Below are 14511 nucleotides of genomic sequence, written 5' to 3'. Positions count from 1 at the left end.
GTCAGTAGAATCAACGGTGATGGTGCCCACCGGTCAGGACGTGGCTAGGCTGGCCGGCATGACCGCCGAGCCCGGGGACGACACCCGCACCCGGATCCTGCGCGCCGCGCTCGACCTGTTCGCCGAGCACGGTTACCAGCGCACCTCGCTGCGGCAGATCGCCGAGCGGTTACGGCTGACCAAGGCCGCGATCCTGTACCACTTCCCGGCCAAGGAACACCTGCTCTCCGCGCTGGTCGAGCCGTTGTTGGCCGATCTGGAGGCATTGCTCGACACCGCGCGGACGCAGCCCGTCGAGCAGGCGCGGTGGACGGTGCTGGAGGGCTGGGTGGACGTCATGCTCGCCCACCGCCGGCCCCTCGGCATGCTGTTCCACGACATCGCGCTGGTCGGTCGGGGCGACACGTACCACCGCCTGATGGAGATCGCGATGTGGGCCAACGACCTCATCGCCGGGCCGGACGCCGGGCGGCGGGAGCGGGTCCTGGCGACGCAGGCGGTGGCGGCGTGCAGCGATCCGATCGTCTTCTTCGTCGACGTGTCCGACGAGGTGCTGCGCGCGGACATGCTCGACGGCGTACGCCGACTGCTGACACCGGCCGCCGCCGTACCCGGGCGGGACGGGACCACGGCGGCCCCGGCGCCGGCGCGCGGCACCGCCCCGGACGCGGCCCCGACGGGCGGGAGCCGGCGGCGGCCGGGGCGCCCGCGGGCGCTGGGTCGGGAGCAGGTGGAGACGGCCCGGCGGATGCACGCGGCGGGCACCCACTCGGTGGATGCCATCGCCGCCACGCTGGGCGTCTCGCGGGCCACCGTCTACCGACACCTCGACGCGGAATAATGAGACGGTTTTAGCGACTGTTGTGAGACAGGTTCTGAGCCGGCGTTCAGGCCGCCAGCGCGGCGTAGCGGCCGTTGCGGTCCAGCAGGCTGTCGTGGGTGCCGGCCTCGACGATGCGGCCGTGGTCGAGCACCGCGATCTGGTCGGCGTCCCGGACGGTGGAGAGCCGGTGGGCGATGGTGATCGTGGTCCGGCCTTCGGCGAGCACGTCGAAGGCGCGTTGCACAGCCCGCTCGGTCTCGGTGTCCAGCGCGCTGGTGGCCTCGTCGAGGACGAGGATGCGCGGGTCGCGCAGCAGCGTGCGGGCGATGGCGAGCCGCTGCTTCTCGCCACCGGAGAAGCGGTGGCCGCGGGAGCCGACCGTGGTGTCGTACCCGTCGGGCAGCCCGGCGATCAGGTCGTGGACCTGGGCCGCGCGGGCGGCGTCCTCGATCTCCGCGTCGGTGGCGTCCGGCCGGGCGTAGCGCAGGTTCTCCCGGACGGTGGTGTGCAGCAGGTACGTCTCCTGGCTGACCACGCCGACGATCGCGGCCAGGTCGGCGAGGCGCAGGTCGCGCAGGTCGACGCCGTCGACGGTGATCCGGCCGGCGGTCGGGTCGTGCAGCCGGCTGACCAGCCCGGCGAGGGTGCTCTTGCCGGATCCGGTCTCGCCGACCAGGGCGAGGCCGGTGCCGGCGGGCACGTCCAGGCTGATCCCGGCGAGGGCGGCGGTGTCGCTGCCCGGGTAGCCGAAGGTGACGTCCTCCAGGCGCAGGTGACCGCGCACCCGGGCGGGGTCGAGGCGGACCGGCTCGGCGGGGTCGGCCACGTCGACGGGGAGGTCCAGGTATTCGAAGATCCGGGCGAACAGCGCCAGTGACGCGGTGAGCGAGACACCCACGTTGAGCAGGCCCATCAGTGGCCGGAACAGGCCGCCCTGGAGGGCGGTGAAGGCGACCAGGGTGCCGATGCTCAGCGTCCCGGCGGTGCCGGGCAGGCCGGCGGCGAGGTAGATGACCGCCGGTACGGCGGCGAAGATGATGCTCATCGAGGCCATCCGCCAGCGCCCGGCCAGCTCGCTGCGCAGCTCCAGGTCGACCAGGCGGGCCGAGGAGGCGCTGAACCGCTCGATGAGCGCCGGCCCGGTGCCGAGGGTCTTGGCCAGCTGGACGCCGCTGATCGAGAGCCCTTCCTCGACCGTGACGTTGAGGTCGGCGAGTTCGCGTTGCCGCTGGGCGGTGATCTCGCGACGCAGCCGGGCGACCCGACGGGTCAGCCAGATGGCCGGCGGCAGCACCACGAGCGATACGAGGGAGAGCTGCCAGGAGAGGGCGACCATGGCGACAGCTGTGGCGACCACGGTGGTGAGGTTGGCCGCGACGGCGGTGGCGGTGGAGGTGACCACCGACTGCATGCCGCCGATGTCGTTGGTGATCCGGGACTGCACCTCGCCGGTGCGGGTGCGGGTGAAGAAGCCCAGTGACTGGCGCTGGAGGTGGCTGAAGACGTCGGTGCGCAGCCGGTGCATGACCTGCTGGCCGACCTGGGTGGAGATCCAGGTCTGCACGACGCCGAGGGCGGAGGTCACGGCCGCCACGGCGACCATGCCGAGGACCAGCCAGACCAGCAGTGTCACGTCGCCCTGCGGTAGAGCCCGGTCGATGACGGCACGCAGCAGGAACGGGCTGGCCATCGCGATGATCGAGGAGAGCACGATGATCGCGGTGACGGCGGCGAGCGCGGGCCGGTGACTGGTGAACAGGCGGCCGATCCGGCGCAGGGACACCTGGCGGGCCTGCGTCTTCTCTTCGGCGCTGACGGTGCGGTGGCCGCGGTCGCGGCCCATGGGGGTGGGTTCCAAGGAGCGACTGCCTTTCGGTCGACGACATTACTGAGGTTACCTCAACATGAGGGAACAACCGCATCTCCTGCTACCGTATTCCGGTGACCGAGGACACCGTCGACGACAGCCTGGCCGAGACGTTCTGGGCGGTGGCGTCCCGTCTGCGGCGGCACACCCGGGAGACGTTGGCACCCTGGGACATCACCCCCAGCCAGTCCCGCGCGCTCGGTGTCCTGGGCCGCCACGGCGAGGTACGCCCCGGCACACTCGCCGAACACCTACGGATCGCGCCCCGCTCGGCGACCGAGGTCATCGACGACCTGCAGACCCGTGGGCTCGTCGAGCGCCGAGCAGACCCGGCCGACCGGCGCGCCACACTGGTCGCCCTCACCGACGAGGGCAACCGGGTCGGCACCGCCATCCGCGCCGCCCGCCGGGCCGAGGCGGACCGCTTCTTCGGGCACCTCGACGACACCGACCGCGCCGAACTGGCCCGCATCCTGCGTACCCTGCTCGACTGAGCCGGACGCGGGACCACCTGCGGGTTTGTCCACCCGCTGCCCGGGTAGCCAGCGGCCCCGTTCCCACCGCGGGCCCCGCCACCACCCGTCGGGGAGACCTGACAGGAGGGGCCATGTCTGCCCTGGACCAGCACCGTCCCGCCTGATGTGCGGGATCAGCGGGGAGGCGCGGTTCGACGGCCGGTCCCCCGACGCGGCGGCGGTCACCCGGATGACCGAGGCGATGCGCTCCCGTGGCCCGGACGACGAGGGCCTGTTCGCCGACGGCTGGGTGACCCTCGGGCACCGCCGGTTGACCATCATCGACCTGTCCGACGCGGGCGGGCAACCGATGGTCCGTGACGACCTGGGCCTCGCGCTGGTCTTCAACGGCTGCATCTACAACTACCCGGAGCTACGCGAGGAGCTACGCAACGCCGGGTACACCTTCGGATCCACCAGCGACACCGAAGTGATCCTGGTGGCGTACGCGCACTGGGGTGAGCGTTTCGTCGACCACCTGGTCGGCATGTTCGCGATCGGCCTGGTGGACCGGGCCCGGCAGCGGTTGGTGCTGGCCCGCGACCGGCTCGGCATCAAGCCGCTCTACCTCGCCGAGACCCCCGGACGGCTCCGGTTCGCCTCCACCCTGCCCGCGCTCCTGGCCGCCGGCGACGTCGACACCGGCATCGACCCGGTGGCGCTGCACCACTACCTGTCCTGGCACTCCATCGTGCCCGCGCCCCGGACGGTGCTGCGCGGTGTGCGCAAGCTACCGCCGGCCACCCTGCGGGTGATCGAGGCCGACGGGCGCAGCCGCGAGGAGGTGTACTGGCGACCCGACTACGTGCGGGAACCCGCCGACACGGGGATGGACGCCGCCGACTGGCGGGCCGCCATCGGGGACGCGCTGCGCGCGGCGGTACGCCGACGGCTGGTCGCCGACGTACCGGTCGGGGTGCTGCTGTCCGGTGGTCTGGACTCCAGCCTCATCGTGGCGCTCCTCGCCGAAGCCGGCCAGCAGCACCTGCGGACCTTCAGCATCGGCTTCGACAGCCGCGACGGTGAGTCCGGCGACGAGTTCCACTACTCCGACCTGGTGGCCCGCGCGTTCGACACCGACCACCACCGGATCCGGCTGGCCGACGACGACCTGGTGCCGGCCGTACGGCGGGCCGTGCTGGCGATGACCGAGCCGATGGGCAGCCACGACGTGGTCGCCTTCCACCTGCTGTCCGAGCAGGTGGCGCAGCACGTCAAGGTGGCGCAGTCCGGGCAGGGCGCCGACGAGGTGTTCGCCGGCTACGGCTACCACCAGCCGCTCACCGAGGCGCCCCGGCACAGCGCCGCCGAGACGTTCGCCGCCGCGTTCTTCGACCGCGACCACGACGAGCTGCGCAACCTGGTCGGCCCGGAGTACGCGCTGGAGCACGACGCCAGCCGGGAACTGCTCGCCGGGCACCTCGCCGCGCCGGGGGCGCAGACCGCCCTGGACGCCGTGCTGCGCCTGGACACCCACCTGATGCTCCCCGACGACCCGGTGAAACGGGTGGACAGCATGAGTATGGCGTGGGGCCTGGAGGTGCGCACGCCCTTCCTCGACCAGGACCTCGTCACCCTGGCCGCGCACTGCCCGCCGGAGCACAAGGTCGCGCAGGGCGGCAAGGGCGTCCTCAAGGAGGTCGCCCGGGAGGTGCTGTCCGCCGAGGTGATCGACCGTCGCAAGGGGTACTTCCCGGTGCCGGCACTGCGCAACGTGGACGGCCCGGTGCGGGAGCTGGTCGCCGAGGCGTTGCAGGCGCCGGCCGCGCGCGAGCGAGGGCTGTTCCGACCGGAGTACGTGGCACACCTGCTCGCCGAGCCGGACCGCGCCGAGGCGGCGGCCGGCAGTAACAAGCTGTGGCAGCTCGGCCTGCTGGAGCTGTGGCTGCAGACGCACGACATTAGCTGAGCCCGTTACCTCAGGTCGCGGCCGTGCGGTCGGCCAGGTCGTCGATGACGGCGCGCAGGTCACCGGTACGGTCCAGCACCCGGCGCTGCCGTGTCGCGCCGGTCCCGTCGCGGCGCAGCCGAGCCAGGTGCGCCAGCACGTACCCGAGGTCGCCGTGGCGCAGCAGGGCCGGGGCGATCACCGCCATCAGCTCGTCGACCAGCGTCCAGGCTGGTCGGGTGCCGCCGGCGCGCAGGTCGATCAACTCACCGTCGAGGCCGTCGTGGGCGGCGCGCCAGTGCGCGGCGGCGACCAGACAGTCCCGGGTGTGCGGTGCGGTCACCCCGGCGCGTACGTCGTCGGCCAGGGTGGCGACGAGGGACCGGACCAGCGCGGCGACCAGCACCGTGTCGTCCACGTCGGAGCAGACGTCGCCCACCCGCACCTCCACCGTCGGGTACGCCGACGACGGCCGGGCGTACCAGTAGACCATCGCGGCGTCGAGCATGATGCCCGCGGCGATCAGCTCGTCCACGGTCCGGTCGTAGTCGGCGGCGGAGTCGAAGTACGGCGTCGGACCGATGCTGGGCCACCGTTCCAGCTGCATCGACCGCCAACTCGCGTGGCCGGTGTCGCGCCCGTCGTGCAGCGGCGAGTTGGTGGTGATCGCCTGGATCACCGGCAGCCATGCGCGCAGGTGGTTGCAGACCTGCACGGCCAGTTCCCGGTCGGGCAGCCCGACGTGCACGTGACAGCCGCAGACCGCCGGGTCGTGCGCCACCGGACCGTACCGGCGCGACATCGCGTGATAGCGGGGCCGGTCGGGGACGGTCAGGTGCGGCTCGGCCACGGGGGTCGCGCCCACGGCCACCAGTCGGGCCCCGGCCGCCGTGGCGGCCTCGGCGGCGGAGTGGCGCAGCGACACCAGGTGGGTGCGCAGTTCGTTGAGGTCGGCGCAGACCGGCGTGACCATCTCCACCATGCTGTGCCGGAACTCCTGGCGGCTCTGGTCGCGGGCGTGGCCGCGCAGCGCGTCCAGCACCTGGTCGGCCACCGGTAGGTTGCGCCCGCTGTCCGGGTCGAGCAGCAGGAACTCCTCCTCCACCCCGAGCGTGAGGGTGGACAGGTCGGGCGCTGTGTCGGCGACGGTCGGACGGTATGCCATGGCCGCCTCCATCCACTGCTGCGGCCACGGGTGGACCCGTGGCCGGGGCGGCTCGGGTTCCCGGCGCGTCCGCCGGCAAACACGCTCGCCGGGTGTGGCCACGCCGTCTCCGCGAACCGGACAGCGACGACACACAGTGGTAAATGTCTGGGACGATGCAGGAATGCTGATGCGGTGGCGTGCTTCCCGGTGGTTCCACATGGCCCTGGGTCTGCTGGCGGGTGCCGCCGTGGGGTTGGCGGTGTACCTGGCCAGTCGGCTGACCGGACCCGCCCTCTTCGTGCTCTGCGGCACGACGGCGGGTGGCGTGGCGGCCGTGGTGGCGTCGGCCTATTCGCGGTTCTTCCAGCTGGCGGAGGTGACCGTCTCGGTTCCGCAGTTCAGCGAGCTGAGGTTCGCCGTCACCCGGGACAACAAACAGACCGCGTGGCGTCTGTTCGTGGAGGCGGTGACCCGGGTGTCCGGTCAGCCGCTGGCGTCCGGTACGGGTCTCGTCCGGGAGGCGTTGACGTCGCTCTACCAGCTGTTCGCGATCACCCGGGAGGTGCTGAGCCAGGCGGCGCCGACCATCCGGACCACCGGTCGTCCGACCGTCGAACACCTCGGGATCGCCATGCTCAACAACGAGCTTCGGCCTTTCCTCTCCCGGTGGCATCCGCGCCTGCGGGCGTGGGAGCTGGCCAACCCCGACGGGCCCGAGTCGGCCTGGCCCGACGACGCGGAGTGCCGCGCGGAGCTGGCGGCGATGCAGCTCCGGTTGCTGCGTTACGTCGAGGGGCTGGGCGAGCTCGCCCAGGTGCCCAACGTCGAGGACGTGATGGGCGGCATCATCGCCGACCCGCCGACCGTTCCCGGCCAGCCGACGCGCCGGTCGACGGCGGCGGGCCAGTAGCGTCCGCCCGGGTCACGGCGGCGCCAGGGCCGCCGCGCGGGCGGTGAGGAAGGCCCGCTCCACCGCGTTGCCCGTCAGCGCGACGGCGGTCCGGTACGCGTCGAGGGCCTCGGCGGTCAGCCCGCAGCACGCTGGCGGTCTCCGGACCGTGCAGACCGTGCCCGAACGCCCACGACCCGGTAGACGCCAACTCGTCGCGGAATTCGGCGAGCTGACGCATCACCCCGGCCAGCAGAAAATGCTCGGCGGCCGGTCGGGATGGCCCGCCCAGGCCAGCGGGACCACCCGAACCGCCCAGGCCAGCCGGGCCGCCCAGGCCACCGTGTCCGCCCAGGCCAGCCGGGCCGCCCAGGCCACCGTGTCTGCCCAGGCCAGCCGGGCCGCCCAGGCCACCGTGTCTGCCCAGGCCAGCCGGGCCGCCCAGGCCACCGTGTCTGCCCAGGCCAGCCGGGCCGCCCAGGCCTGCCAGGCCAGCCGGGCCGGACGGTGATGCTGCGCCCTTTGCTCTGCACCCATGGATGCGACGGGGGCACCGATCCGGGTGGTGCCTCCGCGGGTGCAGAGCAAAGGACGGAGGACAGGGGTACGGTCCGTCGGCGGCCGCAGCCGACGCACGAGCCGCAGCCGCAGCCGCGACCGGAGCACGCAGCCGAGGGGAGCACGCAGCCGCGACAGACAGCCGAGACCGACACGCCGGTAGTCATGCCTTCGACGGTTGTGGGTAGACCCCGCTGTGGCCGACGGCTTGCGGGTGGTCGTGGTCGGCGCCGGTTTCTCCGGACTCGCCGCCGCGCTGGCGCTCACCCGTGCCGGCGCCCAGGTGCGACTGCTGGAGGCCCGCGACCGCGTGGGCGGTCGCGTGCTGACCCGCTGGCTGCCCGACGTCACCCAACTCGACCTGGGCGCGCAGTGGATCGGCCCGACGCAGGATCGGATGTACGCGCTGGTCGCCGAACACGGGTTGGCCACGTTCGCGTCGGCGGCGATCGGCGCGCCCACCGTACTGTGGGCCGGGGAGCGTCGGGCCGAGCCTCCGGCGCGGGCCACCCGGGTCCTCGGGCTGCTCGACGAGTACGCCGCCCGCCTGGACCCGACCGCGCCCTGGCAGGCGCCGGAGGCCGCACACTGGGACCGGACTCTCCTCGGCGGCTGGTTGCGCGCCACGGCCGGGGACGACGACACTGCCGACTACCTGGGGCGACTGCTCGCCGGCGGGCTGCTGGCCACCGGCGCGGACGAGGTGTCGTTGTTGCACCTGCTGTTCTACCTGCGCAGCGCCGGTGGGACCGGGCCACTGCTGGGGATGGCGGGCGGCGCGCAGCAGGACCGGATCGTGGGCGGGCCACCGGCGCTGGCCGAGCGGATGGCCGCCGCCCTGCCGCCGGGGGCACTGACACTGGCCGCCCCGGTGCGGGCCGTGGAACAGAACGTCGACGGGGTGACCGCGTGGACCGACACCGGGCGTGTGAACGGCGACGCCCTGGTGGTCGCGCTGGCCCCAGCTCTGGCGGGTCGGATCCGGTACGCCCCACCGCTGCCGCCGTTGCGCGACGGGCTGACCCAGCGGATGCCGATGGGTTCGGCGCTGAAGATCCACGCCGTCTACGCGGAGCCGTTCTGGCGCGCCGACGGGTTCTCCGGGGTGTCCACGAGCAGCGCCGGTCCGCTCACCGAGACGGTCGACAACTCCACCCCGACCTCGCCGCTCGGGGTGTTGACCGGGTTCAGTTACGCCTCGGACGCCGCCGCGCTGCGGGAGATGTCCCCCGAGCGACGTCGGCGGTGCCTGCTGGACGCGTTCGCCACTGTGGTCGGGCCGCAGGCCGGTGATCCGGTGGACCTGATCGAGTACGACTGGTCGGCCGAGGAGTGGACGCGGGGCTGTTTCTCCGGCGCGCTCACCCCGGGGGCCTGGGGCGCGTACGGCCCGCACCTGCGGACCCCGGTGGGCCGGGTGTACTGGGCGGGCACCGAGACGGCGACCCGCTGGACCGGCTACCTGGAGGGCGCGGTGCGGGCCGGCGAGCGGGCGGCGGCCGAGGTGCTGGCACGACCGTAGCCGGCCCGGTCTCGGCGGGACCGGGCCGGCCTCGGCCCTGGGTGCTACCCGCGCCGGCCCGGTCCGATGAGACGATCGGGTCGGCGCGGGTGCCCCGGTCAGGGGTAGGTGGTCAGGTACACCGTCTGGTTGGCCGCGTTCGCGGTGCCACCGGCGTTGTTGATCACCCGGTTGATGGTGCCGACGCCACCGAGCGAGACGGTGACCATGTTCGTGAAGCGCACGTTCGGGTTGGTGGGCACCTCGAAGGAGCGTTCCTCGACCACCGCGGGGTTGACGTTGAAGTAGCTGTAGCTACCGAGCCCGAACGCCTGGTGGCTGGTCACCGAGTCGGCAACCTTGTACGCGGCGTAGCCCCGGGTCGACCCGTTCATCCAGGAGGCCTGGTTGGGCGGGTCGTACGGCAGTTCGTTCTGGTAGAAGTACGTCCGGCCGCCGTTACCGTTCCAGATGGTCTGGTACTTCTGGTAGTGCTCGACGAAGAGGCCGTACATGGTGACGTTGTCGCCGTTGACGGTGAGCCCCGTGTCGGCGGTGTTCAGCGTCCACCCGGTGGGTACGCCGCTGGCGGCGTGGTCGGCCCGCCACAGCCACATGTGGTCGCCGATCACGTTGTCGCTGTTGACGGTCAACGTGTTGGTGGCCTTGCCGACGTGTGGCCCGCCGATGCGGAAGAACACGTCGTGCAGCGAGGTCGGGTTCGAGGCGTGGCTCGCGGACGAACCGGACGGCCCGACCTCCATGAGCACCGGCGAGTTGGTGGTGCCGGCCTCGAACATGATGCCGGCGACCTTGACGCCGTCCACGTCCGCCACCCGCATGCCCACGGTGCCGTTGTCCGCCTGGATGGTGGCCAGGCCGAGGCCGAGGATCACCGTGTCGGCCCGGTTGACCTGGATCGGCTCGGTGATGCGGTGCACGCCGGGGGTGAAGAGCAGGTGCCTGCCCTGGGCGAGGGCCGCGTTGATGGTGGCGGCACTGGTGCCGGGCTGGACGACGAAGAACTGCGACAGCGACACCGACGAACCGGCCGGGGTCTTGTTGTACCAGCTGGTGCCGGTGGAGTTGGTGCGCAGCGCGGGCACGAACACCCGGTACTCACCGCTGCTCGTCACGTAGAGGAAGGGCTTCTCCCGGACCTGCGGGGTCTGCCCGATGACGGTGTGCGACGGGTTGGGGAAACTCGGCGCGGGGGCACCGGTGACGCCCTGGAAGACCATGTTCCACACCGAGCCGGTCCAGCCGTTGCCGAACTCGCTGTTGCGGGAGTACCACTGCTGCTGCGAGCCGGAGACGACCAGCCCGTCGATGCGGGTGTCGGCCATCAGGCCGCCGCTGGACCAACCGTCGCCGCCGTTCCAGAGCTGGATCTGGTTCTGCGCGCCGCGCAGGTGCATCCGCCGGTACGGGGCGGCCTGGGACACCGCCCAGCGCTCCACGGTCTGCCCGGCGGGCAGGGTGACGGAGAGGTTCTCGGCGGCGCGCCAGAAGTTCTGGGTGGCGTTGCCGCCGAACCAGAACGCCTCGGTGCGGACGTGCCCGTTGAGGTTGACGTCGTCCGGGCTCATACCGAGACCGGCGACCTGGGTGAAGAAGCCGAGGTTGACGTCGGCGGTGTAGGTGCCGGGCTTGAACAGCACCGCGTAGCGCTGCGGGCCGAACTGGTTGGTCTCCTGCTGGGTGAAGAGGGTGTTCAGTCGACTCTGGATCGTCGACGTGGGCGTGCTCGGGTCGAAGACGAACGTGTTCGACCCGAGGTTGGGGTTGTACGGGTCGGTGGGCGTCACCGGGGGCTCGTTGGTGCCGCCGCCGGTCTCGCCGTAGACCTGGAACTCCCAGAGCGAGTAGCCGTAGCCGGTGCCCCGGGCGGTGCCGTACATGCGGACGTAGCGGCCGGAGCCGGAGACGGTGAGGTTCTGCGTGCCGCCGGTGCCGGTGGTGGTCGAGTAGATCGTGGTCCAGCTGGACCCGTTGTCGGAGGTCTGAACCTGGAAGGCCCGGCCGTGCGCGGCCTCCCAGAGCAGGTTGACCTGGCTGATGGTGGCGCGGGCGCCCAGGTCGACCTGGAGCCACTGCGGGTCGCTGAACGCGCTGGACCAGCGGGTGCCGGTGTTCCCGTCGACCGCGGCGGAGGCCGGGGTCCCGGCGTTCTCGGTGGACGACGCGGTGACCGGCCGCCCCTGCGAAAGCAGGACGGGTGCGGCTTGCGCCGGGGCGGTGGTCACGGCCGGGATGAGCGCCGCGACCAGGGCCACGGTGAGCCCGACGATCAGGTGCCGCACGACCCGGGGACGCGGGCGTACGGATGTAGCGCGAGATGTCATGACATCGCCTGTCGATAGAGGGCTACGGGTTGCCGCAGGGATGGGGGGTCGGGCTCGCCCGTCGCGCCGGGGATGGTGCCGCCGAGGCGACGCCGCGGGATGGAGAGCGCTCTCGTAGGAGTGTTGCGGCGAGATTGCGACGGCGTCAAGACATCGATCTATAACTTCGTTATTTATCCCGAGGATTCTGTTTGTGTAATTTGCCGTCGGCCTGCGGAGTCGCGCCCCGTCAGCGCCGGACGCCGCCCTCGGTGAGGAAGCGGGCGATCGGGAGGGTGGCCGCGCCGAGCGCCACCGCGTCCACCCCGAGTTGACACAGCTCGATCGACGCCTGGCCGAACGGCTGGCGCAGCGCCTGCCGGCCGGCGGCCTCCCGGACGGCCGGGAGCAGGTCGCCCAGGGCCATCGCCGCCCAGCCGCCGAGCACCACCCGCTCGGGGTTGAACAGGTTGATCAGGTTGGCCACCCCGGCGCCCAGGTAGCCGGCGGTGTCGTCGAGGACCCGTCGGGCGGTGGCCGAGGTGTCGGCGGCGTCGACCAGGGCGGCGATCTGGGACTCCTCGTCCTCGCCGGGCACCGGCCGACCCCGGCGCGCCTCCCGGTAGCGGTCGATGATCGCCTCCGCGCCCACGTACGCCTCGAGGCAGCCGCGCGCGCCGCACCGGCAGCCCCGTCCGCCGTACACGAGGGTGGTGTGCCCCCACTCCCCCGCGCTGCTGGACGCGCCCCGGTAGGTGGCCCCGTTGGTCACCACCGACGCGCCGACACCGGAGCCGACCAGCGCGAACACGGCGTGCCGGGCTCCCCGGCCGGCGCCGAACCACATCTCGGCCTGGCCGAGGGTCTTCGCGCCGTTGTCGATGTGCAGTGGCAGGTCGGTGCCGGCGCCGATCAGGCGTTCCAGCGGCACCCGGTCCCAGCCGAGGGCCTGGGCGTGCACGACGGCCTCGTCGCCCTGCTCGACCACGCCGGAGACGCCGATGCCGACGCCGAGCACGTCGGCGGTGGCGACGCCGGCGGAGGCGGTCACCGCGCCGATGCCGGTCAGCACGTGCCCGGCCACCAGGTCGGGCTCGGTGCGGGCCGGGTCGAGCGGGTACTCGACGCTGGCGAGCAGGGTCATCGCGAAGTCGAACAGCTCGACCCGGACCCGGGTCTCGCCGACGTCCACGCCGATCACGAAGGCGAAGCGGGGCGCGATCCGCAGCAGCATGCTGGGCCGACCGCCGTCGGACTCGGCGGCTCCCGCCTCGGCGACCAACCCCTCGTCGATCAGGTCGGCCACCACGTTGCTGACCGCCGGCTGGCTCAGCCCGGTGCTGCGCACCAGGTCCTGCCGGGTGAGCGGACCGTCGAGGAAGAGCCTGGTCAGCAGGGCGGACCTGTTGCGCAGCCGCACGCTGCGGTTGGTGGCACGCGCCAGCTCCACTCGTCACCTCGTTCCCGTCGGCCGTTCGAGGCGACTGTAACCGCCTCGTGCTTGACGACCCACCGGCCGACCACTTTAATGACGACATTAATTAAGCCGTGATGTAACTCCCGGGAAACGCCGACGGACCCCCGACGGCGCACCCCGAACCCTGTCCGCGGCCGGCCGCCCGTCGCCCACCCCTATCGGCGACGACGGTCGGCGGACCCCCACCACGCACCGGAAGGGCTGACCGTGTCGAGACGACACCTCGGGATATTCACCGCCGCCGTACTGGCCGCCGCCTCGCTGACCGCCTGCGGCGGCTCCGGCGACGACTCCGCCTCATCGCCAAAGACGCTGACCTACTGGGCCAGCAACCAGGGCGCCAGCCTGGAGGCCGACAAGACCATCCTCCAGCCGGAGCTGGACAAGTTCGAGAAGCAGACCGGGATCAAGGTCACCGTCGAGGTGGTCCCCTGGTCGGACCTGCTCAACCGGCTGCTCGCCGCCGCCACCTCGGGCAAGGGCCCGGACGTGGTCAACATCGGCAACACCTGGTCGGCGTCGTTGCAGGTCACCGGCGCGCTCGTCGAGTTCGACGACGCCACCCTGACGGCCGTCGGCGGCAAGGACCGGATCGTGCCCGCCGCGCTCGCCGCCGCCGGTGCCCCCGGCAAGCCGCCGGCCGCCGTGCCGCTCTACTCCATGGCGTACAGCCTGTACTACAACAAGAAGATGTTCGCCGACGCCGGCATCACCGCGCCGCCGACCACCTGGGAGCAGGTCGTCGAGTACGGCAAGAAGCTGAGCACCGGAGGCAAGTGGGGCCTGGCGATCGAGGGGGCCAACCCGTCGGAGAACGCGCACCACGCCTTCACCTTCAGCCAGCAGTACGGCGGTGAGTGGTTCGACTCGGCCGGCAAGCCGACCTTCGACACCCCGCAGAACGTGTCGGCGATCAAGCGGTACATCGACTTCATGGCCGCCGACAAGATCACCAACCCGAGCAACGCCGAGTACGCGCAGAACCAGTCGGTCTCCGACTTCGCCAACGGCAAGGCCGCCATGCTGCTCTGGCAGTCCGCCGGCGCGAACCTGAAGACGCAGAACATGCCCGCCGACGCGTACGGCGTGGCCCCGGTGCCGTTCCTGGCCAGCCCGCCGGCCGGCGGCAAGAAGGTCAACAGCATGGTCGCCGGGATCAACATGGCGGTCTTCAAGCACACCAAGAACAAGGACGGCGCGCTGAGCTTCGTCAAGTTCATGACCAGCGACGAGGAGCAGACGATCCTCAACAAGACGTACGGCTCGCTGCCGGCGGTGAAGACCGCGGGCGCCGACCCGGCGTTCAGTGCCCCGGAGCAGAAGACCATCCAGGAGACCCTGGTGACCACGGCGGCCCCGCTGCCGCAGGTGCCCGAGGAGAGCACCTTCGAGACCCTGGTCGGCACCGCGATGAAGGAGCTGTTCGCGGACGCGGCCAGCGGCAAGCCGGTCACCGAGGCGTCGGTGAAGGCGAAGCTGACCGACGCGCAGCAGAAGATGCGCTGACCCAGGCGTCACCGGT

General features: G+C 72.0%; 11 protein-coding genes. 6 read left to right on the top strand and 5 right to left on the bottom strand.

The features are described from left to right. Window positions 1–58 precede the first annotated feature (58 nt). Complete coding sequence (locus GA0070612_RS20240; protein WP_167393653.1) at window positions 59–841, top strand: TetR family transcriptional regulator; 783 nt, start codon at window positions 59–61, stop codon at window positions 839–841. 46 nt (window positions 842–887) lie between these two features. On the opposite strand, the gene GA0070612_RS20235 is transcribed toward GA0070612_RS20240, so the two are convergent. Further along, window positions 888–2666, bottom strand: coding sequence for an ABC transporter ATP-binding protein (locus tag GA0070612_RS20235; RefSeq protein WP_197699199.1), 1779 nt, complete (start codon window positions 2664–2666; stop codon window positions 888–890). 98 nt (window positions 2667–2764) lie between these two features. Between GA0070612_RS20235 and GA0070612_RS20230 the strand changes: the two genes are divergently transcribed. Together GA0070612_RS20230 and GA0070612_RS20225 are read left to right on the top strand one after the other, a co-directional pair. Then, a complete protein-coding gene (locus tag GA0070612_RS20230) occupies window positions 2765–3184 on the top strand; it encodes a MarR family winged helix-turn-helix transcriptional regulator (protein ID WP_088989337.1) in 420 nt (139 codons plus the stop codon). A gap of 145 nt (window positions 3185–3329) precedes the next feature. Further along, window positions 3330–5114 carry an N-acetylglutaminylglutamine amidotransferase gene (locus GA0070612_RS20225; RefSeq protein WP_088989336.1) on the top strand — a complete coding sequence of 595 codons (1785 nt, stop codon included), beginning with the start codon at window positions 3330–3332 and terminating at the stop codon, window positions 5112–5114. A gap of 10 nt (window positions 5115–5124) precedes the next feature. Here GA0070612_RS20225 and GA0070612_RS20220 read toward each other — a convergent pair whose 3' ends face one another. Further along, window positions 5125–6258 (bottom strand): carboxylate-amine ligase, encoded by a 1134-nt coding sequence (locus tag GA0070612_RS20220; protein ID WP_088989335.1) that lies wholly within the window; start codon window positions 6256–6258, stop codon window positions 5125–5127. 169 nt (window positions 6259–6427) lie between these two features. Here GA0070612_RS20220 and GA0070612_RS20215 point away from each other — a divergent pair, with 169 nt between their 5' ends. Then, window positions 6428–7150, top strand: coding sequence for a hypothetical protein (locus GA0070612_RS20215; RefSeq protein WP_157742556.1), 723 nt, complete (start codon window positions 6428–6430; stop codon window positions 7148–7150). A 219-nt stretch (window positions 7151–7369) separates the two neighbouring features. Here GA0070612_RS20215 and GA0070612_RS31540 read toward each other — a convergent pair whose 3' ends face one another. Next, complete coding sequence (locus tag GA0070612_RS31540) at window positions 7370–7666, bottom strand: hypothetical protein (RefSeq protein ID WP_157742555.1); 297 nt, start codon at window positions 7664–7666, stop codon at window positions 7370–7372. 217 nt (window positions 7667–7883) lie between these two features. Here GA0070612_RS31540 and GA0070612_RS20205 point away from each other — a divergent pair, with 217 nt between their 5' ends. Then, window positions 7884–9209, top strand: a complete 1326-nt coding sequence (locus GA0070612_RS20205; protein ID WP_088989332.1) for a flavin monoamine oxidase family protein — start codon at window positions 7884–7886, stop codon at window positions 9207–9209. A gap of 98 nt (window positions 9210–9307) precedes the next feature. Here the strand turns inward: GA0070612_RS20205 and GA0070612_RS20200 are convergent, their stop codons facing one another. Together GA0070612_RS20200 and GA0070612_RS20195 are read right to left on the bottom strand one after the other, a co-directional pair. Further along, a complete protein-coding gene (locus GA0070612_RS20200) occupies window positions 9308–11533 on the bottom strand; it encodes a discoidin domain-containing protein (protein WP_088989331.1) in 2226 nt (741 codons plus the stop codon). Between the two features lie 229 nt (window positions 11534–11762). Then, on the bottom strand, window positions 11763–12962 hold the full coding sequence (locus GA0070612_RS20195; RefSeq protein WP_088989330.1) for an ROK family transcriptional regulator: 1200 nt from the start codon (window positions 12960–12962) through the stop codon (window positions 11763–11765). A gap of 234 nt (window positions 12963–13196) precedes the next feature. Between GA0070612_RS20195 and GA0070612_RS20190 the strand changes: the two genes are divergently transcribed. Further along, a complete protein-coding gene (locus tag GA0070612_RS20190; protein WP_088989329.1) occupies window positions 13197–14495 on the top strand; it encodes an ABC transporter substrate-binding protein in 1299 nt (432 codons plus the stop codon). The last annotated feature ends 16 nt before the right edge of the window (window positions 14496–14511 follow it).

The sequence above is a fragment of the Micromonospora chokoriensis genome (genome assembly GCF_900091505.1).
Classification (GTDB): domain Bacteria; phylum Actinomycetota; class Actinomycetes; order Mycobacteriales; family Micromonosporaceae; genus Micromonospora; species Micromonospora chokoriensis.
Note: the sequence above shows the minus strand (reverse complement) of the source record. Positions and strands in the feature narration are given on the sequence as shown.